The 23,216-nt window shown below is 69.7% G+C and carries 21 protein-coding genes; 11 read left to right on the top strand and 10 right to left on the bottom strand.

Annotation, left to right across the window (positions count from 1 at the left end; all coding sequences use genetic code 11):
• Positions 1 to 174: 174 nt before the first annotated feature.
• Both JN535_RS04030 and JN535_RS04025 read right to left on the bottom strand, forming a co-directional pair.
• Complete coding sequence (locus JN535_RS04030; RefSeq protein ID WP_205202419.1) at positions 175 to 783, bottom strand: hypothetical protein; 609 nt, start codon at positions 781 to 783, stop codon at positions 175 to 177.
• 62 nt (positions 784 to 845) lie between these two features.
• Positions 846 to 1,157: a hypothetical protein gene (locus JN535_RS04025; protein ID WP_205202417.1), complete on the bottom strand. Its 312-nt coding sequence runs from the start codon at positions 1,155 to 1,157 to the stop codon at positions 846 to 848.
• A 293-nt stretch (positions 1,158 to 1,450) separates the two neighbouring features.
• On the opposite strand from JN535_RS04025, the gene JN535_RS04020 reads away from it, so the two are divergent.
• The 4 genes from JN535_RS04020 to JN535_RS04005 all read left to right on the top strand — a co-directional run bounded on the left by JN535_RS04020 (position 1,451) and on the right by JN535_RS04005 (position 9,064).
• A complete protein-coding gene (locus tag JN535_RS04020; protein WP_205202415.1) occupies positions 1,451 to 1,630 on the top strand; it encodes a hypothetical protein in 180 nt (59 codons plus the stop codon).
• 381 nt (positions 1,631 to 2,011) lie between these two features.
• Complete coding sequence (locus JN535_RS04015; protein ID WP_205202413.1) at positions 2,012 to 6,865, top strand: hypothetical protein; 4,854 nt, start codon at positions 2,012 to 2,014, stop codon at positions 6,863 to 6,865.
• Positions 6,862 to 7,251: a hypothetical protein gene (locus JN535_RS04010; protein ID WP_205202411.1), complete on the top strand. Its 390-nt coding sequence runs from the start codon at positions 6,862 to 6,864 to the stop codon at positions 7,249 to 7,251. Before JN535_RS04015 ends, JN535_RS04010 begins: the two co-directional genes overlap by 4 nt.
• 352 nt (positions 7,252 to 7,603) lie before the next feature.
• Complete coding sequence (locus JN535_RS04005; protein WP_205202409.1) at positions 7,604 to 9,064, top strand: DEAD/DEAH box helicase; 1,461 nt, start codon at positions 7,604 to 7,606, stop codon at positions 9,062 to 9,064.
• Between the two features lie 55 nt (positions 9,065 to 9,119).
• Here the strand turns inward: JN535_RS04005 and JN535_RS04000 are convergent, their stop codons facing one another.
• Positions 9,120 to 10,190 (bottom strand): GTP pyrophosphokinase, encoded by a 1,071-nt coding sequence (locus JN535_RS04000; RefSeq protein WP_205202407.1) that lies wholly within the window; start codon positions 10,188 to 10,190, stop codon positions 9,120 to 9,122.
• Positions 10,191 to 10,409: 219 nt separating this feature from the next.
• On the opposite strand from JN535_RS04000, the gene JN535_RS03995 reads away from it, so the two are divergent.
• Entirely contained in the window at positions 10,410 to 10,736 is a 327-nt protein-coding gene (locus JN535_RS03995) for a hypothetical protein (protein ID WP_205202405.1), read from the top strand.
• A gap of 63 nt (positions 10,737 to 10,799) precedes the next feature.
• Here the strand turns inward: JN535_RS03995 and JN535_RS03990 are convergent, their stop codons facing one another.
• From JN535_RS03990 to JN535_RS03980, 3 genes are all read right to left on the bottom strand, one after another.
• Positions 10,800 to 11,246 carry a hypothetical protein gene (locus tag JN535_RS03990; protein WP_205202403.1) on the bottom strand — a complete coding sequence of 149 codons (447 nt, stop codon included), beginning with the start codon at positions 11,244 to 11,246 and terminating at the stop codon, positions 10,800 to 10,802.
• Between the two features lie 399 nt (positions 11,247 to 11,645).
• Entirely contained in the window at positions 11,646 to 11,888 is a 243-nt protein-coding gene (locus JN535_RS03985) for a hypothetical protein (RefSeq protein ID WP_205202401.1), read from the bottom strand.
• A 246-nt stretch (positions 11,889 to 12,134) separates the two neighbouring features.
• Positions 12,135 to 13,724, bottom strand: a complete 1,590-nt coding sequence (locus JN535_RS03980; protein ID WP_205202399.1) for an MFS transporter — start codon at positions 13,722 to 13,724, stop codon at positions 12,135 to 12,137.
• 163 nt (positions 13,725 to 13,887) lie between these two features.
• On the opposite strand from JN535_RS03980, the gene JN535_RS03975 reads away from it, so the two are divergent.
• The 3 genes from JN535_RS03975 (at position 13,888) to JN535_RS03965 (ending at position 15,250) form a co-directional block, all read left to right on the top strand.
• Positions 13,888 to 14,472 carry a helix-turn-helix domain-containing protein gene (locus tag JN535_RS03975; RefSeq protein ID WP_205202396.1) on the top strand — a complete coding sequence of 195 codons (585 nt, stop codon included), beginning with the start codon at positions 13,888 to 13,890 and terminating at the stop codon, positions 14,470 to 14,472.
• A gap of 177 nt (positions 14,473 to 14,649) precedes the next feature.
• Complete coding sequence (locus JN535_RS03970) at positions 14,650 to 14,889, top strand: three-helix bundle dimerization domain-containing protein (protein ID WP_205202394.1); 240 nt, start codon at positions 14,650 to 14,652, stop codon at positions 14,887 to 14,889.
• Between the two features lie 73 nt (positions 14,890 to 14,962).
• On the top strand, positions 14,963 to 15,250 hold the full coding sequence (locus JN535_RS03965; RefSeq protein ID WP_064316845.1) for a DUF4287 domain-containing protein: 288 nt from the start codon (positions 14,963 to 14,965) through the stop codon (positions 15,248 to 15,250).
• An 84-nt stretch (positions 15,251 to 15,334) separates the two neighbouring features.
• On the opposite strand, the gene JN535_RS03960 is transcribed toward JN535_RS03965, so the two are convergent.
• The gene (locus JN535_RS03960; RefSeq protein WP_205202392.1) at positions 15,335 to 16,984 is read right to left on the bottom strand and encodes a glycoside hydrolase family 64 protein; all 1,650 of its coding nucleotides are present in this window, start codon (positions 16,982 to 16,984) and stop codon (positions 15,335 to 15,337) included.
• Positions 16,985 to 17,182: 198 nt separating this feature from the next.
• Here JN535_RS03960 and rlmC point away from each other — a divergent pair, with 198 nt between their 5' ends.
• Both rlmC and JN535_RS03950 read left to right on the top strand, forming a co-directional pair.
• On the top strand, positions 17,183 to 18,307 hold the full coding sequence (gene rlmC, locus JN535_RS03955; protein ID WP_205202390.1) for a 23S rRNA (uracil(747)-C(5))-methyltransferase RlmC: 1,125 nt from the start codon (positions 17,183 to 17,185) through the stop codon (positions 18,305 to 18,307).
• 116 nt (positions 18,308 to 18,423) lie between these two features.
• Positions 18,424 to 19,026 (top strand): pyridoxamine 5'-phosphate oxidase family protein, encoded by a 603-nt coding sequence (locus JN535_RS03950; RefSeq protein WP_205202388.1) that lies wholly within the window; start codon positions 18,424 to 18,426, stop codon positions 19,024 to 19,026.
• A gap of 19 nt (positions 19,027 to 19,045) precedes the next feature.
• Here JN535_RS03950 and JN535_RS03945 read toward each other — a convergent pair whose 3' ends face one another.
• The gene (locus JN535_RS03945; RefSeq protein ID WP_205202386.1) at positions 19,046 to 19,642 is read right to left on the bottom strand and encodes a hypothetical protein; all 597 of its coding nucleotides are present in this window, start codon (positions 19,640 to 19,642) and stop codon (positions 19,046 to 19,048) included.
• A gap of 159 nt (positions 19,643 to 19,801) precedes the next feature.
• Positions 19,802 to 21,415, bottom strand: a complete 1,614-nt coding sequence (locus JN535_RS03940; protein WP_205202384.1) for a class I SAM-dependent methyltransferase — start codon at positions 21,413 to 21,415, stop codon at positions 19,802 to 19,804.
• 209 nt (positions 21,416 to 21,624) lie between these two features.
• On the opposite strand from JN535_RS03940, the gene JN535_RS03935 reads away from it, so the two are divergent.
• Complete coding sequence (locus JN535_RS03935; RefSeq protein WP_205202382.1) at positions 21,625 to 21,807, top strand: hypothetical protein; 183 nt, start codon at positions 21,625 to 21,627, stop codon at positions 21,805 to 21,807.
• Here the strand turns inward: JN535_RS03935 and JN535_RS03930 are convergent.
• Positions 21,794 to 22,936, bottom strand: coding sequence for a VanZ family protein (locus JN535_RS03930; RefSeq protein WP_205202380.1), 1,143 nt, complete (start codon positions 22,934 to 22,936; stop codon positions 21,794 to 21,796). The two genes, JN535_RS03935 and JN535_RS03930, sit on opposite strands and share 14 nt — an antisense overlap.
• Positions 22,937 to 23,216: the final 280 nt, after the last annotated feature.

Raw genomic sequence — 23,216 nt, 5'->3', positions numbered from 1 at the left:
TGCTCGCGGGCGGCTGCCGTGGCCGCGAAGTGCTGGCGCACCCGCTCCGCAGTCTCGTCGTCGAGGCGCCACGGGCCATCGTCCACTCGCGTCGCGTTCTCTCGTAGCCAGCGGCGCACGATGGAGGCGCTGACGCCCGCCTCCTCCGCAAGCTGCTGTGGCGTCCAGTACGGATCAGACACGCTGTGCCACCGGCTCACTCGTGTACCGGCGCCCCTGCCATGACCGACCACCCGCGACGAAGCCGAGCGGGACCACGTCGTACTGGTTCGCCGTCGCGTCCACCGCATCGAAGGTGACCCGCGTCCCGGTGGCGTCCGCCTGGGCCAATAGCGGGCCCACCAACGCCTCCCGCAGCCGCTTGCCATGCCCCTGCCCGACTGGCGCCGCCATGTGGTCCTGGACGTGCCATGCGCCACGGCGCAGCCGGACACGCACCGTCGCGGTGCCGTCTTCGCCCAGGAACACGACCGACCGCTTGTCGCTGAGGACGTGCAGCGAGTACGCGAGCAGCACGACTACGAAGATGACGGCAGCCACGGTGAAGATCACGGCGAGCACGGGCAGGAACAGCAGCAACGTCAGCCAGCCGGCGGAGAGCCCGAGCAGCCCGAGCATGAAGACGATCGCGAACCCGATCATCACGAACGTGACGTTCAGGAGGCCTGGCGAGCGCACGAGCTTCCACAGTGCATGGCCCGACAGACGCATCAGCGCACCGGCATCGGCGGTCGTACCAACTTGCACGCCAGCTACTGGCTGCGGCACAGCAGTGTCCCCCATGAGCGAGGAGACTACTGGGCTCATCGTGGGTTCGAAGCGGCGCTCAGGGGTGAAGTCCCGTGTCAGTCGGGTTCGGCGGCTCGGAGCCACGTCGGGTCGAAATCCGGGTGCGACCGGTAGACCTCCCCCAGCGCCCGGAGGACGGTCGCTCTCGACAGGTCGTCGGACTCGACCAGGCGCAGGAGGGTGCGCCGCATGGTGCAGTCGGCTTCAGCCCTCGCGGGGTTGAACACGTACTGGAACGGACTAGGCAGGGGCGCCGGGTAGAACCCTCCCCTGGGTCTCGGCGGGGGCGTGATGCGGCCACGCTCGTCCTGCGCCAACCACTCTTCCGACGCGAACTGCTCTTGCAGGAACTCGACCAACCCAGCCATGAGCAGATTCGAACACAGGTTCGAACGATCGGTCCAGCGCGTCGAGTTGACGACGACCCCGGCGTGCCCGGATTGTGGGGAACTGTCCGGGCGTCCCTCCCCGTTGCTGAATTGTGACCAAAGAAGGTTTGTGCGAGCAAACGCGCTGGTCGCCTCGCAACGCTGTATATGAGAAGCCATGGCACGCTACAAGATCGCCCCCAGAAAGGGGGGTGGTGTCATAGGGGCCGGTAAGGATATGTGGTATGGCGAAGTCATCAACAAGCACTAACGCTGCCCCCATCTCCTCCAACTTGCTGACAGAAAAAGAGCTAGCGGCCCGGTGGCAGGTCAACCCGGGCTGGCTCGCCACGCTCCGCTCGCAGCGGCGCGGACCCGTGTACCGCAAGATCGGATTCAATGTCCGGTACCGCCTCGCCGACGTCGAGGCGTACGAGGACAAGCACGCCGTGAACACGAGCGGGACCGTATGACGGAGACGGCCCGCCAGAAGCAGCACGAGACCCCCTCCCAGGCTCGGAACTGGGAGCGGATCAAGAACCTCTACCTCGCCAACGGCCTCTGCCACCGTTGCGCCAGCCAGGCCGCCTACGGCCACCAGCTCGGCTACACCTCACTCCAGCACGAGCCCTGCCCCGCATGCCGACCCAAGGTCGACGAGTTCCCTCGCGAGCGTGCCAACGGCTGGCGCTCGCTCTCAAACGCACAGCGCTGATGAGTTCGAAAGTGCGCGCCAGCTACCCGGGCACCACAGACACCCGGAAGCGCTGAGACGCGCACAGGATCGCCGTACAGACAGCAATACGCGGGCCTTTGGCGTGCCCGCACACTCCCAACAACACGGAGGACCAAACTTGCCTGCCAAGAAGCACGACCTCATGACCCGAATCGGCGCCGCATTCGAAGCCGGCGCACCCCTGGGTGCATCCGTCGGCATCGCCAGGGTCACCCGCGACCAAGACCAGGCAACTGCTGCGGGCAGACTCGCACAGCCCTCCTCGTTCTTCGGCATCCAGCAGCCGCTGGGGCAGTCGTTCGGTGGGGACCCGTTCCAGGGTGGGGGTTCGTCGTTCGCTACGGCGAAGGCGCGGCCGTCGATCCAGCCGAAGGCTGGGAACACGGGCGGGGCCAAGTCCCCGGGCGAGCACCTGCTTGCCGCAATGGGTGTCCCGGTGCGCTGGGTGGGCGACTACTACGGTGCGGCCTTCCGCTACCAGAACGACCAGATGACGCAGGGTGGCCCGGTCAACGCGCTCCAGTCGCTGGGTGCGGTACTGCCCGGGTTCGCGTTCACCGACTCCGAGTTCCGCGACAACTACTGGACGCAGGAGGTCCAGAACGAGTCGTCGGTAGCGCAGGCCGTGTGGGAGCAGGGCCGTGCCGCGTTCCAGCCTGAGGGTGAGAACGCTGGCTCGTTCGACCCGGCGACGGGGCGTACGACGCTGCCGCTGCTGGACGACCCGGACCTGGTGGGCGCCCGTGCCGAGTATTTCGGCAGCGGGGGTCAGCGCTGGGTGACGGGCATCGCGGATGCGGCGTTCAACATCTACGCCGACCCGCTGGTCTTGGCGACCGCGGGTGGTTCGCGTGTCGCGCAGGCTGCGCGGCAGGTGGATGCGGTGGACGTGGCGGCTGCCGCGAACGCGTCCCGCCTGAACCGTGCCGCGACGGAGACGGTCGAGGCTGGGTCGTTCAAGGCGAACCGGTTCCAGTCCGCTGTTGAGCGGACCACGGACCGGTACTACGACGTCCTGAACCAGCCGGGCGGGCTCGCCGCCGTGGCGAAGGACCCGCTCGTCTCGCAGACCACGGATGCGGGGGCGGTGGCGTTCATGATGCGCCGCGCCCGTGAGATTGGTGCGGACGAGGCGGACGCCAAGTCGCTCATGGACCAGGTGATCTACGCGGGCGCGGGCGACCGTCAGGCGTTGAACACGCTGCGCCAGCGGTCCGACATGCTGTCCCTGGAACTCGAGCGCATGGTGGGGCCGAACGCCGACACGGCGGCGGCTGAGATTCTGGGCAACCCCGCCATCTCGCACAAGGAGTCCCTTGCCCTGCTGGACAAGGACACCCTGGTGCAGCGTCAGGTGGAGTTGCAGCAGCAGCAGATTCGCGACGAGCTGGGCGCGATCCAGCGTGTCATCGACTCGGGCACTGGTGGCCTGGGCGTGGACGCCGTGTCGCAGACGGTGAAGCGTGGGCAGGCCGCGACGGTGCGTGAGACGCCGGGCAAGGTGGCGTCGTTCCGCGCCGACCGGAAGGCGGCGTCGGTCGTGAAGACGCTCGCCGGCTCCCCGGCCCTGCACCCGGTGCACCTGGTTGCGGGCCGTCACATCCCGCAGACGTTGAAGCTGTCGTCGGATGACGCGTACGAAGGGTTCGAGGCGGCTACGGGTCGTGTGGAGCGGATGCTTCGCAAGGACCGGAACGATGCCGCGCTGGGCCAGTTGGCTGAGTTGCGGGACCGGTTCGTGTCCGCGCGCTCCGCCATCGACCCGGGCCTTGCCCGCACGCAGCGGCACGAGGTGGTTCGCGAGTTCAACAAGTTCGCGGAGGACTACCTGGTGTCCCGCCACGCCGGGCGCAACGGCCTGACCGCGGCCGAGGTTCGTTGGGCTGTGCGCGACATCGTCGGACGCCGCAATGAGGAGATGGCGCGACTTGGTCTCAGCGCCAAGCAGGCGCTGGATGCTGAGCGCGCAACAACCATCGCCTCCGATGACGGCATCTACGCCCTGACCGACGAACTCGCGCGGTCCGTCGCGACGTCCCAGTTCCAGGATGTCGTATCCATCGTGGACTGGAAGGCCGTGGACAACGCACTCGGGACCCGGCTCACGCCCGGCATGATCCGCAAGACCGCGACCGGCGCATACCAGTGGGCTGAGGCCGGGCTGGCCTCCTTCAACGACCTCTGGAAGTTCGTCGCGCTGCTACGCCCCCTCGGCTACCCCGTCCGCGTCCAGGTCGACACACAGGCTCGCGCCTTGGCGCACATCGGCGTCATGCGGCACGGCCTGTCCGCGATGCGCGGGATGGGCAACAGCCTCCGCAACCTGGAGCGCGTCGACAAGGCTGCCGTCGAGCTGTACCAGCAGAAGATGCTGGCGCACGCCCGCCTGGAGGAGCTGGACGAGACGATCCCGACCCTCACGGGTAAGCGGTTGAAGGCGGCGCACGCGGAGCGCGCCCGCCAGCAGGCCATCGTCAACAAGACGTTGGACGACTTCAAGGCCGAGCGGCCTGACATCGAGGGCAAGGTTCGCCGCGGGTCTACGGACCTGAAGGCGCTCCAGGGCTCGTCAGCGCGGTTGGATGCGAAGACCGGGGAGTTCACAGCCCCGTCCATCACCGACCCGTACATGGGCGGACGGGAGGCGTACACCCGCATCCACGACCTCACCGACGCTCGCGCCTCCATCCTTGGACTCATGGAGACCCAGCGGACCCTCTCGCTCCGCAATCTCCGAACCTCCGGACGCTACGCGCTCGTGGACGCCAAGAACCCCGGCTGGGCAGACGCCTACCTCGACGCGGTCAACCGGCACGTGCGCAACGACCACGTTCTGAAGTCCATCGCGGGTGGGGCCGACGACCAGACCCTCCTCGCATGGATGCGTGAAACCCCTGAGGGGCGCGAGTACTGGGCCGCGTTCGCCACGAACCAGCAGGGCGAAACCAAGTGGCTCAGCGAACTCGACCTGCTCAACGCCCAGCGTGAGCACGTCGACGCGCTCCTCCCCACCGAGGAGATTCGCAACCGCGCCATGGCCGGCAACCTCCGCGCCGAGGACATCGAGGTCGCCTTCCCCGAAGGGACACCGCGACCCGTGGTGCCCCACAACCTGAAGGAAGCCATCGACCAGGGCAACCCCCTCGTCAACGGCTACAACAAGGCGCGCAGCACCTACTTCAAGTACGCCGCCGAGATTCCCGAGACCGTCATGGGCCGCCACCCGTTCTACCGGGATGCGTTCGGGCGCCGGTTTGAGGCGCTGCTGTCGCAGTCCGGGCGGGGGGAGTCGACGCTGACCCGGGCGGAGGTTCACCAGCTCCGCAACCGCGCGGACCTGCTGGCACGTAGGGACGTGGCGAAGGTCATGTTCGATACGTCGCGGCAGTCGAACCTGGGCTACCACATGCGGTTCCTGATGCCGTTCTACTCGGCGTGGGAAGACACGATGTCGAAGTGGGCTCGCATCTTCGGTGAGCATTGGGAGGCTGCGCCTCTGATGCTGAAGGCGTACCAGGCTCCGAACAAGATGTTCGAGGTGACGGACGAGGACGGTAACCGCATCCTGCCGAACGGCGACGTGGTGCGCGTCAACGAGGATGGGTCCCTGGGCGAGGTGATCGGCCACGAGGCCGACCCCACGAAGGGGTACATCCACATCCCGATCCCGAAGTTCCTCGCGGACTGGGCTGGCGTGGACGACAACGTGCGCGTGTCCAAGGGGTCCATGAACGTCATCTTCCAGGGTGAACCGTTCTGGCTCCCGGGACCAGGCCCGCTCATGTCGATCCCGGCGAACGAGGCGCTGGTGCAGGCACTGCCTTCCGAGTGGGCCGATCACCCCATCGGGAAGTGGCTCCTCCCCTACGGGCCGACGGCCGACAGCCCGGCCGAGCAGGCGCTACCCCAGTGGGTGCGCAACGCGCGCACCGCCATTGACCAGTCCATGAGCGAAGACCGGTTCGCACAGACCTACGCCCAGCTCCTGGCCGAGGAGATGCAAGCCCAGACCACAGGCGAGAGCGAGCCCAAGACGAAGGCCGAGACCATGGACCTCGTCGCCCGCCGAACCCGGAACTTCTACATCATGAAGGCGTTCGGCTCGCAGGCGCCGTTCTCGACGTCCCCTCAGGGGCGCCTGGAGTGGTATCGGCAGGAGTGGAACCGGTACATCGAGGAGTACGGGGCCGACGCGGAGGACCGCTTCCGTGAGGACTACCCGGACTATTTCGACATGACCATCTCGCTGTCTCTGAACGAGACGGGGGTGCGTGCGTCGGATGCCGCGATGGACGAGGTGAAGAAGTACCGGGACCTGGTGGCGCAGACGCCGGAGTACGGGTGGGCGTTCGCTGGTGCGGCGAACCTGGGGGGCGAGTTCTCCCAGGGGGCGTACCAGCAGCAGAAGCGTCAGAAGATCGGTGTGGGCACGTCGAAGACGTGGCGCACGATCAAGGACCCGGGCGACGCGTACAACGAGGTCCAGGTTTCCAAGGGCTGGAACGACTGGAACAAGTTCCAGACCATGCTCAACCTCTCGCTCGACGAAGCCAACCTCACCATCCGCTCCAAGGGAGCGGAGGAGTTTCGCCGCATCCGCGACGACTTCCTGTCGGAACTGAAGCAGGAGAACCCTGCGTGGGCGAACGCGTACGAGTCCGGCTTCACGGGCGACAACGCGGTCCGGTTCCTGTCCGTCATGCTCACCGCAAGCCGCGACAACCCCGACCTCGCACGACGCTCCGACATGAAGCAACTTCAGTACTACATGGAGGGCCGGCAGATGGTCCGCGACGCCATGGCCCGGCTCGGCATCACATCCATCAACTCCAAGCTGGCGCAGGAGTCGGGGCTAGCAGAGGCGTGGGAGACGTGGGGCCAGCAGCTCGCAGCCGAAGACATCGGATTCGAGGCGATCTGGAACCGCACCCTCTCGGCAGACGATCTGTCGGCTGAGGTGGTGATCGGTTGAGCACCCCGAAGAAGACGCCCCGGGCGGAGGCCGACCGGCGAGCGGTTCAGCCGCTCGTCTGGCTCAACCTACTTCTCGACCATCGAGCCCCGGGGAAGACTCCGACTGTGATCGGCACTGCCGCGGCCCTAGCCATGTACGCCAACTCGTCCGAACCACGGCGGCCCATCTGGCCCGGCAACACGACCATCGACGAACGACTGGGCCTCAGTGCAAGAAGCCACGGACAGTCCGCACAGAGGTCTATCCGACGCCTCCGTGACTGGGGGTTCCTCGTCGTGGTCAACCCTGACGAGTACCCGGAAGTGCAGGAGTTGCGAACCCTCGACCGGCGGAAGCTGGTCTACGTCCTGACCACCCCCAGCCTGAAGACACCAGAAATCTAGTACGAAGAAGAGACCAGGATTCTAGTCACTAATCTCTCCATGGTGAATCTCTCCACCAGAGAGAGATTCACTACATTGAGTAGAACCTATTAGGCACCAGATTTCTGGTGCCATCTCCGGGACCGGTCACGGACCACGAGGTGATGGGTGTCTTGGGGCCACCCATCACCGTCCCGGGTCAAGCGGCGAAGCCGCTACCTCGACCCATCCCGTCACGGGAATCAGAGCGGCCGGCGGAGCCGCCGCTCCCCCACCATCCACCGTCACGGCCTACAGCGTCGCGCCCACGCGACGCCATCACATGGTCGGCGGCACGCGGCACGCGCGTGCCCAAACACCCCGTAAGGAACCCATGACCAACCAGACGTTCGGCGTCGTCCCCCACGCGCACCAGGTCGCGGGTGCCGACTTCCTCGACACCCACCCCCGCGCGATCCTGGCCGACGAGGTCGGCCTAGGGAAGACCATCCAGGCGGCGCTCGTCATCGAGCGCGCTTCCCGCCGCGGCACGTTCTTGGCGCCGGGCCGACCCGCCGGCCCGCCCGTCGTGTGGGTTACCGACGCCTCGCTCATCAGCCAGACCGTCGACGAGCTGCGGCGCCTCCTGCCCAGCCTCACCATCGAAGCGTCCACCCATCGCGCGTGGTCCACCAACCCGTCCAAGAAGGCCACCCAGGAGTGGGCGGACCTCGCCGCCAACCTGCACGTGGTGGTCGTCTCGTACGACACGCTCCGCACCCGCCTCGACACCGCCCTCGTGTCGCACTGGCGACCCCAGGTGCTCGTCCTCGACGAATTCATGGCCGTCAAGGGCGGCAAGACGAACTGGGAGGCCGTCCGCACCCTCTCCCTCCGCGCCACCCGGTGCATCGGCCTCACCGCCACCCCCGTTGAGACCGTGCCCACCGAGACATGGGCAGCCCTCGCCGCCGTCGGCACACCCAACCTGTGGGATCAGGAGACGTTCGACCGCGAGTTCGTCGAATGGGCACCCACTGGGACGAACATCCTCGGTGAGCCCATGCCTCCCCGAGCCGTCGGATTCCTCCCCGGCGCCGAGAGGCGCCTACGCGAGTACCTCAGGGGCGTAACGCTCCGCCGCACCGCAGAAGACATCGGCCTTTCGCTCCCGACCTTGGTTCGCAAGACCACTTTCGTCCCGCTCACCCCACCCCAGCAGAAGCAGCACGACCGTTACGCAACCATGCCCGGACTCTACGGCCACAACAAGCGCGCCAAAGCCGCCAGGTACGTCACAGGCAGCTCCGCGACCGCAAATGAGTTCATACGTCTCGTTACCACTGCTGACTATCACCAGACTCCGAAGGTGATCGTGTTTTCGGAGTTTCAGGATGTGTTGAATGTGGTGTGTGAGCGGCTGCGTTCGGTGGGTGTGTCGTTTGTTCGGGTGGATGGTGGTGTGGATCGTGCGGGGCGCGCGGTCGCGGTGGCTGCGTTTCGTGATCCGGCTGGGCCGCGGGTTCTGGTGGGGTCGTCGGTGTTGGAGCGTGGGCTGAATCTTCAGACGTGCGGGGTGTTGGTGTCGTTGGATTCTTCTTGGAATCCTGCGCGTGAGGTGCAGCGGGAGGGCCGCATCCGGAGGCTGGGTTCACCGTTCCCGTGGGTGGTGCATCACACGGTGTTGCCGGATGTTCCGGATGCCCGGAGGAAGGCTGGGGTGGTGGCTGGGCGTGAGGCGGTGGCGTCGCAGGTGCTGTCTGGGGCGCCTCAGGAGGAGCCGTGCGGGCGTGATTGGTGGGCTGAGGAGCAGGACCGCATCCTCACGCACGAGGTGATGGGCGTGTGGGGTTGAGCATGTAGGGGTGTAGGGGGTCGATGTAGGGGGTGAAGTTAGGGGGTCGTAACACCTAGTCCTCCCGCATGCGACTGAGAGCCGCCGTGCCATCCCTCACCGCGCCGCGTGCTCGCCCCTCACTCCATTCGAACACCTCCACCAGATCAGATGCGGAGTAGCCGCGCTCGGCGACCAACAAATAAATGAATAGGCTTAGGCTGCCCCCCTTTGGCATCGGGCTAGGGATACGCTCGCCTTCGTACCATGCCTGGACGAAGGCCAAGAGGTCGTCCCTTCGGTCCTGCAACAATCGAAGCAACTGACCAACGTCGGTGATTCCAAGCCTCACTAGATCTTGTGCGCGCGTCCTCGCGTAGGACTTTGACCCCTCGCCGTCGCTGGTTAGCCGCAAGTGGCCAATCATCGCGATCTCTTGATCGAGCTCCGCAATAGTGGCATCCTCTCGAATCAACTCTGCGATGCTCGCTTGGTCTACAAGAACCTCACCAGGATCCTCCGAGATCCTTGCGGGGATCTGCTCCTCATACGCGTTACTCTCATTCCGAAGGCGCATGAACTCGTCATCTGCTAGCTCAAGCAGCCCCGCAAGCCGCGAGAACCGCCTGCTGATCTCTTGCGGCACCGAGATGCCAGACTTGTAGCCCAAGTCATGTTCGATCTCGGCCCAAGCGTGTTGGAGTATGGATCTTATTTGCAACTCGAAACGCATGTTCCTGAAGCGCGCATTTTCCGTCAGGCGAGCGCGGGCCTCGCTGAGGCTCGCGACGTAGTGGAGCGAGAGGTAGCCGAAGCGGTCCGCGCCGATCTCTTTCCGCTTGTCGACAGAGTTCTTTTTGTCGATTGTAAATTCAGGGACCAGCGCCGCAGCAGCCCGGTCAACATCGTCGGCGAAGAAGGTGATGACCCGCACCCCGAGAAGATCGGTAAGGTCGCCATAGTCGGAGTACTTTTCCCGACTCGATAGCTTCTTCTTTGCGCTGTCATGGGTTTTCACGCGCGCCTCGACGCTATGGAAAGCGACGTCGTTGTGCCGAAGGAGCTCTTCAATCAATCCGCGAAGAAGGACAGCGAACTTGTCGAGACCTTCGACCGACAGTGTGTAACTTGGCTCATTCGGCTCCACGCGCGACATGATGCCCTACACGACACGGTGAGGGAAGTGGGTTGGAGGGTGAATTCTGCAATGCAGCGCGTGTCCGGACAGTACCACCCCTAGTGGAGTCGCGGATTTAAACAACCCCCCGGTCAACTCGTGATGGGAAAAGAGGCCCCCACCCCCGCGCCGCGTGTTCGGTGTAGGCGGCGGGGTTCGCCCTTCCCGCCGTGGGTGCGAGGTGGGACGGTGGTGGGCATGGATGCGGTTGAGCACAGTGAACTGGACGAGGTTGTCATCGCGCGTATCCGGGCCGACGTCGCGACGGACCGCCGCCGTGGCCGGCGTGCTTGGTGGTGGGGTGGCCTCGCGGGCTTCGTGACCGTCCTGGTGTGGCAGCTCTCGACGCAGCTCGTCGACCTGGAGAACGTCGGCCAGGTCGCAAGCGCGCTTGCGTGGTCCGTGCTGCTCGCCTGCCTGCTAGCGCCCGTCGCAGGCATCCCGTACGCCCTTCTGGTGCGCGCCTTGGGTGCACCCCTGGACCGGTGGGAGGACCGCCGCCGGCACGCGCACTAGAGGCGCATACACGAAGCCCCACACCGGTTGTCGGTGTGGGGCTTCGTTCGTTGTTCGGGCCGACTACTCGGCGCTGACGATCTGGCACTCCGCGTCGAGCTCGTCCAGGCTCTGCGCGTCGACGTCGAACCCTTCCAGAGTGTCCGGCTGCCATTCCGTCAGGGGCAGGTAGGTGGGCACCTGCCCAAAGGCCGCGGGTGCAAGATTCACAGCAAGGCGGCCTTGGAGGTCTGCGTACCACCGGGCAGCCTCGGTCGCGGCGAGCGAGAGTTGCTTGTAGTCCTGGTTTCGCTTCGCGGCGGAAGCTGCGAGGCCTTGCACCCTGTCTGCTTTGCTCTTGTCTTCCGCCACCTGGGCGGGCGTGAGGTTCTCCGGCTCGTCCGCCATGGCGAGGTCGGCCGCAGCTAGAGCGCACGCTTCCTGCGCCTGCCGCGTACCGTCGTCTACAGTCCCGCAGGCGGCGATAGCGAGGGTGAGGATCAAAGCGCCCGCACTGGCCGTTGTGCGCATGATCTGACCGTAGGACTCACCCAACGACCACGTCACGGCGTGCGCCGCACTTCACCCGCCCGATTGGTCTAGGCAGTGGGCGCCCGGAGCACCACGACGAAGCAGAGACTGCCGTCCACGCTCTCGCCTTGAACTTCCGTCGCCCACCTCCAGCCTGCGGCCTCGGCGGCTCTCACGTCCTCGTAGTCACCGAACCATGGGGCGTCAGGTTGTGGTTCGTCGAGGCTGCGCCTTGCTGGGATGGCGATGGTGGCGAGCTTCGTGCCCGGGATTGGATATGGCGGTCGGATAGGCCGGGCGGTCATGGTGCTCCGTTGCTGGTGGCAGACACGGGCCACCCCGCCCCGGCGGGTGTGACCGTGGGACGGGGTGACGCTCGTGCAGGTGGTTGGCTCGGTGTCACGCGGGCGCCTGGAGGACGTGCGCAAACCCGAGGCCGGTGGCGGTGCGCACGGTGTGCTCACCGATCTTGGTCCAGCCCTTCGCGATGGCGCTCTTGATGTCGTCGAACGTAGCGGCACCCTCGGGGACGGGCGTGAACTCGGCGGGGAGTCCGTCCGCGTCGTAGCGGGTGCACCGCTGGGCGTGGATGACGAACACGTCGAGGTTGGGTGATGACGGGTGCTGGTGTGCGAGGTCCATGACTGCTCCCTGGGTTGGTGGCCACAGCGTACGCCGTTTGCCTGTCCCCCTGTTATCCCCCTCTAACCCGATCACTGTCAAGCACCCCGAGTGATCGAGGTTGAGTTTCACCCGCTCTGCTGCCCTGCGTGGAACTGTGATGGCCCACGTAGGCGAACACCTACCCTTTAATCCGTAGGTTGTGGGTTCGATCCCCACGGGGCCCACTCCTGCCGTCGTGGCTCGTAGCAGCCCTGGCTCCCGCGCTCACCGCGCCCGCGCCCCGGTATCGGCGTCGTCGGTGACGTCCTCCACCGGCCCGTGACGACCCGCCGGTCCGCGGAGGAGCACGAACACCGCCGTCGCCGCCAGCACAGCAGCCCCGACCCACATCGCCTGCTGCCACCCGGCGACGAACGCGTCCTGCGCGGCCGTGAGGATCTGCTCGGCATAGCCGCTCGCGTTCCGACTGACCGCGTGGGCGTTGGCGATCCCCTCGCTCGCGGTCGCGACGAGCTCCGGTGGCACCCCTGCGAGCCGGCCCGCGATCGCGTCCTGGTACCCCGCGACCAGCAGCCCGCCGAGCAGCGCGATGCCGAGCGCGGCCCCGAGCTCGCGCGTGAGGTCGTTGAGCGCCGAGGCGACGCCCTGCTGGTCTCGCGGCAGCGACGAGGTGATGGCCTCGGTCGACGGGGTCATCGCGAGTCCGGCCCCGAAGCCCATGGCGCTGAGCCCGGGTAGGACGCTGAGATATCCGCCCGTGACGGAGACGAGGGACGCCAGGAGCACCACCCCGGCGGCAGCGGCGACAAGCCCTGTGACCATCGTCGCGCGGGGACCGACGTGGGTCGCCAGTCGGGGTGCGAGGCCGGAGGCCACCATCATGAGGAGGGCCATCGGCATCATGCCCACGGTCGCGAGCAGGCCGCTCCAGCCCAGCACGACCTGGAAGAACGGGTAGAGCACGAGAGAGACGCCACCCTGCACGCCGAACAGGACGAGCAGGAGGGTCGTGCCCGACGACAGCCCGCGCGTGCGGAAGTGCCGGAGGTCCAGCAGGGGGACCGGGGTCCGGAGCTCGTGCACGACGAACGCGACGCCTCCGAGCGCGGCGGACGCGAGCGCCACGACGACGCCGGGGGCGCCCCACCCGAGCGTCGGCGCCTCGTGCAGGGCGTAGGTCAGCCCGACGGCGACGACGACCGAGGTGAGCGCACCGATCAGGTCGAAGCGCCCGCGGGCGGGCTCGCGCGAGTTCGGCACGGCCCGCACCCCGATCCCGATCGCGAGCAGCGTGAGGGCGACCGGCAGCGCGAAGAGCCAGCGCCAGGTCGCGACGTCCACCAGGAGCGCCGAGAGGTACATACCCAGGATCCCGCCCCCGCCGGCGACCGCGGTCCACATGCCGATCGCCCGCGAGCGTTGGGCACCGGGGAACGAGGACGTGATCACGGACAGCGTGACGGGCATGATCATCGCGGCGCCGACGCCGCTCAGCAGTCGCGCTCCGAGGATGACCTCCGCGGTCGGCGCGACCGCGGCTGCGACGTTCGCGACACCGAAGACGGCGAGGCCTGCGAGGAGCACGGGCTTGCGTCCGACCCGGTCACCGAGGGCACCCAACGGCAGCAGGAGAGCCGCGAGGCTGAGCGTGTACGTGTTGATGATCCACAGCACCTGCCCCTGGGAGACCCCGAAGGTCGTCGCGAGCTGTGGCTGAGCGACGTTCAGACCGGAGACCGACGCGACGACGGCCATCAGTGCGAGGCAGACGGTCCACAGGATCGCGCGCTGCCGGCGTGGGTCGACGACGGCCTGCGGCGGCGCGCCGGGACAGGACGGTGCGGTGGGGAGCATGGGCGAGGTTCCTCTCACGGTCCGGGACCGCCGCGACCGCCGAACGCGGACGGGCGGGTGCCGCCGCGGGACGCACGACAGGTTCGCGACGGCGGATCCGTGCCAGGCTCCGCTGGCCCTCTCCGCATGGCAACTTTCCTTGCTGAACGGCAAAAATGATCGGATGGACCAGGACGACCAGACCCTCGACACCGTCGGCCCGCGGCTCAAGCACCTCCGGCTCCGCCGGGACATCACGCTCACGGCGCTCGCCTCCGCCACCGGGATCTCGACCAGCACCCTCTCGCGTCTCGAGGCAGGGCTCCGGCGCCCGACCTTGGAGCAGCTCCTCCCGCTCGCCCGCTACTACGGGGTCACGCTGGACGCCCTCGTCGACGCCCCGCGCACCGCCGACCCCCGGGTCGACCTGCGTCCCGTGGCGTGTTCCGACGGGTCCGTCATCATCCCGCTCACACGCCGCCCCGGAGGGATCCAGGCATACAAGTTCGTGCTCCCCGCCGGTCACGACGACGACGTGCCCGACCTGCGGTCCCACGAGGGGCACGACTGGGCGTACGTGCTCAACGGCACGCTGCGGCTCGTGCTCGGCGACCACGACCTCCTGCTCCGCGCCGGAGAGGCCGCGGAGTTCGACACGCGGACCCCGCACTGGTTCGGGGCCACCAGCGCAGGACCGGTCGAGTACCTCAGCCTCGTCGGGCGGCAGGGTCAGCGCGCCCATGTCCGCGCCGCGGCGGCGCGCCGCTAGTGGACGAGGATCTCCGAACAGCGAGGCGTGGACCGTCGCCACCGAGCCTCTACCGGCCCGTCGAGAGCGCCCTCGGGGCGCGCGACTGATTCGCGACACCCGGGTCACCCACTCGGCCGCCACCTGTTCACCCCGTGTTGGTTGCGTTCGACGGCGTACGGGCCGGAACGTCGGGTCATGGCGATCGAGGACGAGGACCGCGAGATCGACGTCGTGGTCGAGCGGATCAGTGCGCGCTTCCCGGACGTGCCGGCTGACGACGTCCGCGACCAGGTGCTCGCGGAGCTCGGGCGGTACCAGACCGCGCACGTGCGCGACTTCGTCCCCGTTCTCGTCGAGAACGCCGTGACGGACGTGCTGCGGTCGGGCACCCGCCCGCCGCGTCCGCCGCGCCGGACGGCGCGGCCCGAGCGATGAGTCCGCGTGTGGGCGACCGTCGGTAGGTTCACCGGCGGGTCGAGCGGCCCGCCCCCGACGACGAGGAGCACGCATGTCCTTCCAGGCCTATCTCGACGCGGTCGAGGACAAGACAGGCCTCACCCCGCGCCAGCTCGTCGACCTCGCCCACGAGCGCGGGTTCGACGAGTCCACGAAGGCCACGCCGATCCTCGAGTGGCTCAAGGACGACTACGGCCTGGGGCGCGGGCACGGCATGGCCATCGTCCACGTCATCACCAAGGGCCCCCAGATCTCCTCGAAGCACGTGGGGTCCGACGGCACGCACCGCGACGAGTCCGACACCCTGTGGCTCGACGGCAAGGCGACCAAGCCGGCCTGACTGCCGCACACCGGTGCCCGACGACGGTCCGCGAGCGGCGACGTCGGGCACCGGGCGTGCTGCTCGGTCAGGGACCGGGCGGCGTCAGAACGACCAGCGCTGGGCCTCGGTCTGGTTGCAGGTCCAGAGCTGGACCTTCTGGCCGTCGCGGAGCGGCGCTCCGCCCTGAGCGTCGAGGCACTTGCCGGACTGCGGGTTGCGCAGGGCCTTGGTCCCGGCGTCGTAGACCCATTGCTGGGCGCCCGTCCCGTTGCACGTGTAGATCCAGACGACGGTGCCGTCCGCCGTCCCGCTGCGCGCGACGTCGAGGCACTTGCCCAGCGCTCGCACGGTCCCGTCCGACCCGCGCGTCCACTGCTGCGCCGCGTTGCCACTGCAGGTCGCGAGCTGGACCTGGTTGGTGTCGGTCGGGTCGGCCCACGGCACGTCGAGGCACAGCGCGTCGTTGATCCGGAGGGCACCGGTGCCGGTCGGCAGGCCGCCGCCGGGGTTCGGCTGCTCGGTGCCGCCTCCGCCGTCGCCGAGGGGCGTCGCGGTGCCCGTGAACGGGTCGAGCTTGATGTACGCGGCCTGCGGGTTGCCGTCGTGGACGAGCGACTCGTGCGCGCCGACGTCGTCGAACGCGAACGCGTACGCCTTGCCGTTCGCCATCTGCTGGTGGGCGAGCTTGGCGTACACGTTGGTCCGCGCGTCCTGGTAGAAGCCGGCGTCGCTCGCGTCGGGCTGGTTCGGGTTGCTCAGCGCCGTCGTGCGGACGAGCGCCGCGCACAGCGTGCGCGCGATGGGCCCGACGACGTGGTCGTTCGGCGCCTGGAGGTCCTTGTGGCACCCGTAGACGCTCGACGCGTCCGGCTTCGTGAAGGCCGCGACCTCCTGGCCGGACCCGTTCCTGAACCGGAACCAGTCGCCGTCGACCCGGCCGCGGAACTGGGTTCCGGGCTCGTGGGAGAACGGCGTGACGACCATGTCGCGCGTGCGGTACGAGTTCCACACCTCGGTGACGTACGAGTCGATCGACGCGGAGGAGATCTTCCCGACGTCGATCCCGTGCGACGGGTTGAGGGCGCGCAGCACGCTGCCGTCGGGCGCACGCTGGATCAGCCCGCCCCAGCCCGCGGACTGCAGCCCGGAGTAGAAGGCCTCGTACCCGTCCGGCTTGAGCATGCCCGTGCTGAGCACGTGGCCGTCGGCGCGCTTCACCCCGACCTGGTACGGCGCGGACCAGTGGTCCACCTGCGTGCTGTTGATCCACAGCCCGCCGTCGTTGAGCGTGTACTCGGTCCAGTTGAAGAGGATGTTCCGGTTGGGGTCGGAGTCGTTCTGGACCGCGGGCTGGACGAGCCGTCCGTCCAGCACGATCTGGAACGTCATCTTCTGGCCGTACGAGTAGTAGACGCGCCCGGACAGCTTCGGGAGCTGGATCGTCACGGACTGGCCGGGGCCGGGGCCCGCGATCGACGCGTCGGGCGCCGGGACGGGCACGGGCCCGACCCCGCCGGGCCACGGGTGGAACGCGCCGCCCGCGTCGGCCCAGCCGGCGACGCCGTCGCGCTCGCCGAGGACGTACAGGTAGATCGGTCCCTTGCCCGAGTCGTTGGTGATCGTGAGCGGGATGGTCGCCGGGACCGCGCTCGCGGGGGCCGCCGCACCGACGACCGCCCCGCTCACCGCGAGGACCGCCGCGCACAGCGCCGCCCATGCTCGCCTGCTTCTTCTCCGCCTGTCGAGGCTCATGCCGGATCTGCTCCTTGTTCGGTTGCTCCGTCGTAACCGCACCCGCCGGACCGGCCCGGCGACAGCACCGCCCACACCGATGTGGGAGCGCTGCCACGACCGTAGCCGACCTCGGACGAACGCGCCAGGGAGCGCTCCCACGGCGTCGTCCCCGGGGATCGCGGTACCCGTACCGCGCCGGGACCTAGACTCGAACGAGTGCAGTGCCACCACTACGACGCCGGCCGGTGCCGGTCGTGCAGCCTCCTCGAGCTCGCCTACCCGGCACAGCTCACCGGCAAGCAGGAGCACTGCGCCGACCTCCTCGCGCCGCTCGCGCCCGACCTGACCTGGCTGCCCACGGTCGAGTCGGCCGAGTCGGGCTTCCGCAACAAGGCGAAGATGGTCGTCACGGGCACGACGGACGCCCCGGTGCTGGGCATCCTCGGCGAGGGCGGCGGCGTCGACCTCACCGACTGCCCGCTCTACCCGCCCGCGCTCCAGGCGTCGTTCCCGGCGTTCGCGGAGTTCGTGACGCGCGCGCGGCTCGTCCCCTACGACGTGCGCGCGCGCCGCGGCGAGCTGAAGTACGTGCTCGTCACGCTCTCCCCCGACGGCGACCTCATGGCGCGGTTCGTCCTGCGGTCCACCGAGTCGTTGCCGCGGATCCACAAGCACCTTCCGAGCCTGCTCGCCGCGCTGCCCTCGCTCCGCGTCGTCTCCGCGAACCTGCACCCCGAGCACAAGGCCGTCGTCGAGGGCGAGACCGAGATCGTCCTCACCGAGGCCGAGACGCTGCGCATGCGCGTCAACGGGATCGATCTGCACCTGCGCCCGCAGAGCTTCTTCCAGACCAACACCGACGTCGCAGCCGCGCTCTACCGCCAGGGACAGGAGTGGGTGGACGACGCCGCGCCCGCCACGGTCTGGGACCTCTACTGCGGCGTGGGCGGGTTCGCGCTGCACGTCGCAGGGCCGGGTCGCGACGTCGTCGGCGTCGAGACGAGCGCCGAGGCCGTGGCGAGCGCACGGCTCACCGCGCGGGACGCGGGCCTCGACCGCACGACGTTCCTCGCGCAGGACGCGACGGCGTTCGCGCTGTCCCGGCGGGAGGTGCCGGACCTCGTCGTCGTCAACCCGCCACGGCGCGGCATCGGCGAGACGCTCAGCACGTGGCTCGAGCAGTCCGGCGTCGGGCACGTCGTCTACTCGAGCTGCAACGCGACGTCGCTCGCGCGCGACCTCGCGCTCATGCCGTCCCTGCGCCCGCGCGCCGCCCGGGTGCTCGACATGTTCCCGCAGACGTCGCACTACGAGGTCGCGGTCCTGCTCGAGCGCACCTGAGAGCGGATCCAGCGGTCAGGGCCGCACGCCCGCGCGGCGCCGAGGCGGAGCCGCCATGGTGTGCTCATCCACCGGACGCGGTCCCCGCCCACCGGCGCCGGTGCCAGACTCGCGCCATGGCGACCGTGCACGCAGAGATCACCGACCGACTGGCCTCGTTCGTCCTCGCACAGCCCGTGTTCTTCGTCGGCACCGCCCCGCTGGCGGCCGACGGCCACGTCAACGTCGCGCCCAAGGGCATGGCAGGGACGTTCGCGGTCCTGGGCCCGCACCGCGTCGCCTACCTCGACTACACCGGTTCGGGCGCGGAGACGCCGGCGCACCTGCGCGAGAACGGACGGATCGTCGTGATGTTCTGCGCGTTCGACGGTCCGCCCAACATCGTCCGCTTCCACGGGACCGGCCGGTACGTCGAGGCCGGCACCCCGGAGTTCGACGTGCTGCGGCCCCACTTCCCCAAGCAGGAGACGGCCGGACAGCGGGGTGCCGTGGTCATCGACGTCACCCGGGTCTCCGACTCGTGCGGGTTCTCCGTGCCCCGCATGACGCTCGTCGAGGACCGGGTCCTGCTCGACCGCTGGGCCGACCGCAAGACCCCGGAGCAGCTCGACGCCTACCGCGTCACCAAGAACTCCACGAGCATCGACGGCCTCCCGGCGATCGGCGAGCCCGCCGAACCTGTCGGCACCTCGTCGCCGTCGGGCGAGACGGCTCGCTGACCGCCAGGGACGCCCGGCGTCAGTCGCCGGGCGCCGTCGCGTCGAGGTAGGCCCGGCCGCGCGGGGAGAGTCGGTAGCCGACGTCGAGGCTCTCGGTGAGGCCCAGCTCCTTGAGGCGGCGTACGCGCACCTTGAAGTCGTCGCGCGCCATCCCGAGCCCCGCGGCGAGCTCGCGCGCGACGACCCCCTCGTGCGCCGCGACCAGCTCGAGGTACTGCCGGGTCCACGGCTCGGCGGCGGCGCGGTCCTTGCGGTCCAGCGCGGCGCGGATCTGCTCGACGGCGGCCGCGTCCAGGTCGGCGTCCTCGCGCAGCGCGACGCGCGGATCGGGCCCCGCGAGGCGGATCCCTACCCGGTAGAGGTCGCCCTCGCGCGCTGCGCCCCGCGCGAGCACCTGCTCGGGCGACGCCATCCCGGCGAGCCGCGCCTCGTCGTCGGACACCAGCGGCGCGCCGTCCGGGCCGACGGGCACGCGCTCGACCGACGTCACCTCGACGACCCCGATCCGCGTGCGCTGGAGCGTCCCGACCTTTACCCGGGGCGCCGTCCAGCGGCGGAACGCGAGGGTCACGGTCCCGTCCTGGAGGCCGCGCAGCGTGCGGGCGTCGAGGAGCACGCTCCGAGCCTACGACCTCGCCACCCCGCCTCCCGAGGTAGAGCCCCGGTCCGGCGAGGTAGAGCCCTGGTCATGACCGGGCCTCTACCTCGCCGGACCGGGGCTCTACCTCGTGCGACCAGGGCTCTACCTCGCGCTGCCGGGGCCTACCTCGGTGGGTCAGCTGAGCTCGGGGCGGCGCGCGACGGTGAGGACGTGCGTGTCGGGCCAGTCGACGGGTTCGCCGGTCCCGGCGTCGTGCAGCGCGGCGACGGGCTCGAACGCGTGCTCCACGACCCACTCGTTGCGCCACGCCCCGCTGCCCGGCTCGAGCTCGAACCCGGCGTCCGCGAGCAGGTCCGCCCAGCGCGGGCCGCTGAGGTCGCAGAACCGCTCGTGGCACTCGGACAGCCAGTTGTCGACGTAGTCCTTGCGGGTCAGGAACTCCATGGCCTCGCGCAGGGTGAGCCGCCAGGACCCCGGCGCCAGGCGCTCGGGGGCGAACGCGGCGTGGGACAGACGCGGGAAGTCGTGCGCGAACTGGACCAGGCGCGCGTCGGTGGACAAGGCACCGACCCAGGCCGCGACCTCCTCGCGCGCGAGGTCGTCCAGATCGGTGCGCGCGCCACCGGGCCCGTCCCCGGTGGCGGCGGCGCCGTCGTCGGTCCGCAGCGTGAGCACCACGACGCGGTCCGGCTCGGCAGGACCGCACACGTCCGAGTTGATCCACACACCCCCGGGCCGCGTGTGGGCATGGACGCGGCGCGCGAAGGTCTCGACGTCGCGCACGCCGTCCCCGTACGACGAGACCTCGTGCGTGAGGGCGATCGTCAGGGTGGTGTCGACGGAGGCGTCGGGCATCACGGAGCGGTCGAGGATGTTGGCCTGCACGAACCAGACGTGCGGGTTCGCGAACGCGCCCTGCGCCTTCTTGTGCTCGGCCTCGGCGACGAGGTGCCGCGCGACGTCGACGCCGAACAGGTCGGACTCGTGCAGGCGCGGCTCGCGCGCGACGTGCTCGAGCAGGCCGCCGGTCGCGCACCCGATGTCGACGATCCGCCCGGGCCGCACGTACGGCGCCACCTGGGCCCACTTGCGCGCCGACGCGTCCTCGAACGCGGCGGCGTACGTGCGGTAGTCGCGCGTCGACGTGAGGTCGCCGTCCCCCGAGACGACGGGGTCCGCGAAGATCCGCCGGACGTCCTCGACGAACCGGTAGCGCGCGTAGAACTCCGGGACGGCGGGGTGCGCGACGTCGCGCCAGCGCTCGTCGCCCGCCGCGATCTGCTCGACGACGTCCCACGGGCGGGCGGGGACCTCGCCACCGGACTCGGCGGCGTCGAGCTCGACGCCGGCGACGCGGTACCCGAGCGCGCGGTACGCGTCGACGAGCGCGGGCGTCGAGCACGCGACGACGGTGTCGGCCGGGTCGGGCGTGACGCCGGTCGCGGTCGCGACGCTCGTCACGACGAGCTGCGCGAAGCGGTCGTCGGGCGCCACGTCGGGCACGGGGACGACCACCGACGCGAGACCCTCCCGGGTGGTCACGTTCTCGACGAGCGCCTCGCGGCGGTGGCCCGGCAGCGGGTTGCGACGCGTGCCCGCGTGGTTCGCGGACGTGACGACCCAGACGACCTCGACGTCGGGGGCGCAGCGCACGCGCCGCCCGTCGAGGTCGCGCACGAGCCCGGCACGCAGTGCCCGCAGGTAGTCGACCTGGTAGCGCGTGACGACGTGGTGACGGCCCGGGAACAGGACGCGGCGGACGGGCGGGCCCTCAGGGGTCGTGTGCACCCGCACACCGTGCGGGGTGACCGCGCCTCGGCGCAACCCGTCTCACGGCTCGGCACACGCCGCCGTCGGCGTGTTCGCTCTGCGTGAAGCCGTCAGGCCGAGAACCCGCAGGTCGCCGGGGCGCACGCGCGCGAGCGCTCACCGAGCCGGTGGTCCTGGACGCCCGTCCACGATGCGGAGCACAGGGGACGTATGGGACGGTGTTCGCGATGTTCTGGATCGTGGCAGGGGCTGTGCTCGTCGTGTCCGGCCTCGCGATAGCCGCGACGGCCGCCCGCGGCGTGCGCCGGGCCGGCTCCACGGGGGCGAACGGGATGGCGATCGCCGTCGGCGGGGGTCTCGTGATCTGGGGCGCGATCGCCCTGACGGTCGGGTTCCTCACGCAGGACTGAGCGCCGCCTCGCGCGCGTCGACGACCTCCGCACCGGTCATCACCCCGGAGAGCCCACGCCGTCCGCGCGTGAACGGGACCGCGACGACCGAGACCACCGCGAACAGCGACGCGACCGGCGCGGCGACGGCGCCGGCCACCGCGAGCACCGGCGTGTCCGTCGGCAGGTCGGCGAGCAGGCCCAGCGCTCCCCACAGCGCTCCCCCGGCGGCCGCGCGGGAGACACGCTGCGGCGTCGTGCCGCGACGGCCCGCCCAGCGCGGCGCGAGCCACACGGTCCGCTGCCCCCAGGACGCGCCGCTGCCGAGGAACGTCGGCACGACGAACACGAGCACGAACGGGACGAGCGTCCCGAGCAGCCACTGCGGCCAGTCGGAGCCGTCGGGGAGCGGCTGCCCGAGCGCGTAGAGCACCGTGCGGTAGCCCACCTGCAGCACGGCGCCCAGCGCGGTGACGAGCAGGGCGTCGAGCAGCATCCCGAGCCAGCGGCGCCACACCGTCACGGGCCGCGCCCGGTCCCGGCGCGCCTCGAGCTCGGCCGCGCGCGGCATCCAGCGCAGCAGGAGCGGCGCCGCGAGCGCGCCGACGAGCGCGCCGAGCGTGTTGGTCAGGACGTCGTCCACGTCGGCGACCCGGTACGAGCACGGGATGAGCCCGAAGATGCCCGTGTACTGCGTGGTCTCGACGAGCACCGACGCGGCCAGCCCGGACAGCGTCGTGACGGCGACGCCACGCCCGAGGTAGCGCCGGACCAGCAGGCCCCACGGGACGAACAGGACGACGTTGAACACGACCTGGAGCACGGCCGCGCTCCGCAGCGTCGCGCCGGCCCCGAGGCCCGCGGTGTCGCGACGGATGTCGGCGAGGGAGTGGAACGGCACGAGCTCGGCGCCGGCGACGCCGTACTGCGCGCACCACCGGGCGAGGTCACCGCTCGGCAGCGGCAGGAGCGTGTACGCGACGAGGGCCACCCCGTAGACGGCGACGGCCGCGGCACCGAGCAGGCGCCGGCCGCTCAGCCCGCCGTACCGGCGCGACTGCCATGCGAGCGCGGGCACGAGGAGCGCCGCGAAGAGCAGCGCGCCGCCGATCACGCCGACGTACGCCGGCCACGTCCATCGCTCGATCACGCGCGGACCTCGCGGGCTTCAGGGGTGGGTCGGAGGGTGCGGGCGCGGGTCGTGGTCACGCGCTCCAGTATCGCGGCGGCTTTCCCAGGCACCGCGCGCCGGCGCCTCGCGCCGACGCAGCGCTCCGACGCAGCGCCACACCTCCGGGGCGCGCACCGACGACGTACGGCCCCGCCGGAGAGGACCTTCGGCGCGGCGTAGGGGCAGGACCCGGACCTACCGTGGAGGTGCGGTCGGTCGCCACGGCCCGCCGAGGGCTCGCCGAGGACCCGGTCCGGGG

The sequence above is a fragment of the Cellulosimicrobium cellulans genome (genome assembly GCF_016921195.1).
In the GTDB taxonomy this organism is placed as follows: Bacteria; Actinomycetota; Actinomycetes; order Actinomycetales; family Cellulomonadaceae; genus Cellulosimicrobium; species Cellulosimicrobium cellulans_F.
The sequence above is the reverse complement of the archived record's forward strand: the minus strand, read 5'-3'. Positions and strand labels throughout refer to the sequence as shown.

Bases quoted from the DNA above. Each gene is read 5' to 3' on its own strand.
- JN535_RS03935 (WP_205202382.1), top strand. From the start codon at position 21,625: ATGTTCTGGATCGTGGCAGGGGCTGTGCTCGTCGTGTCCGGCCTCGCG.
- JN535_RS03965 (WP_064316845.1), top strand. From the start codon at position 14,963: ATGTCCTTCCAGGCCTATCTCGACGCGGTCGAGGACAAGACAGGCCTC.
- JN535_RS04025 (WP_205202417.1), bottom strand. From the start codon at position 1,157: ATGGCTGGGTTGGTCGAGTTCCTGCAAGAGCAGTTCGCGTCGGAAGAG.
- JN535_RS03950 (WP_205202388.1), top strand. From the start codon at position 18,424: ATGGCGACCGTGCACGCAGAGATCACCGACCGACTGGCCTCGTTCGTC.
- JN535_RS03990 (WP_205202403.1), bottom strand. From the start codon at position 11,246: ATGCGCACAACGGCCAGTGCGGGCGCTTTGATCCTCACCCTCGCTATC.
- JN535_RS03975 (WP_205202396.1), top strand. From the start codon at position 13,888: ATGGACCAGGACGACCAGACCCTCGACACCGTCGGCCCGCGGCTCAAG.
- JN535_RS03960 (WP_205202392.1), bottom strand. From the start codon at position 16,984: ATGAGCCTCGACAGGCGGAGAAGAAGCAGGCGAGCATGGGCGGCGCTG.
- JN535_RS04005 (WP_205202409.1), top strand. From the start codon at position 7,604: ATGACCAACCAGACGTTCGGCGTCGTCCCCCACGCGCACCAGGTCGCG.
- JN535_RS03980 (WP_205202399.1), bottom strand. From the start codon at position 13,724: ATGCTCCCCACCGCACCGTCCTGTCCCGGCGCGCCGCCGCAGGCCGTC.
- JN535_RS04030 (WP_205202419.1), bottom strand. From the start codon at position 783: ATGGGGGACACTGCTGTGCCGCAGCCAGTAGCTGGCGTGCAAGTTGGT.
- JN535_RS03970 (WP_205202394.1), top strand. From the start codon at position 14,650: ATGGCGATCGAGGACGAGGACCGCGAGATCGACGTCGTGGTCGAGCGG.
- JN535_RS03985 (WP_205202401.1), bottom strand. From the start codon at position 11,888: ATGGACCTCGCACACCAGCACCCGTCATCACCCAACCTCGACGTGTTC.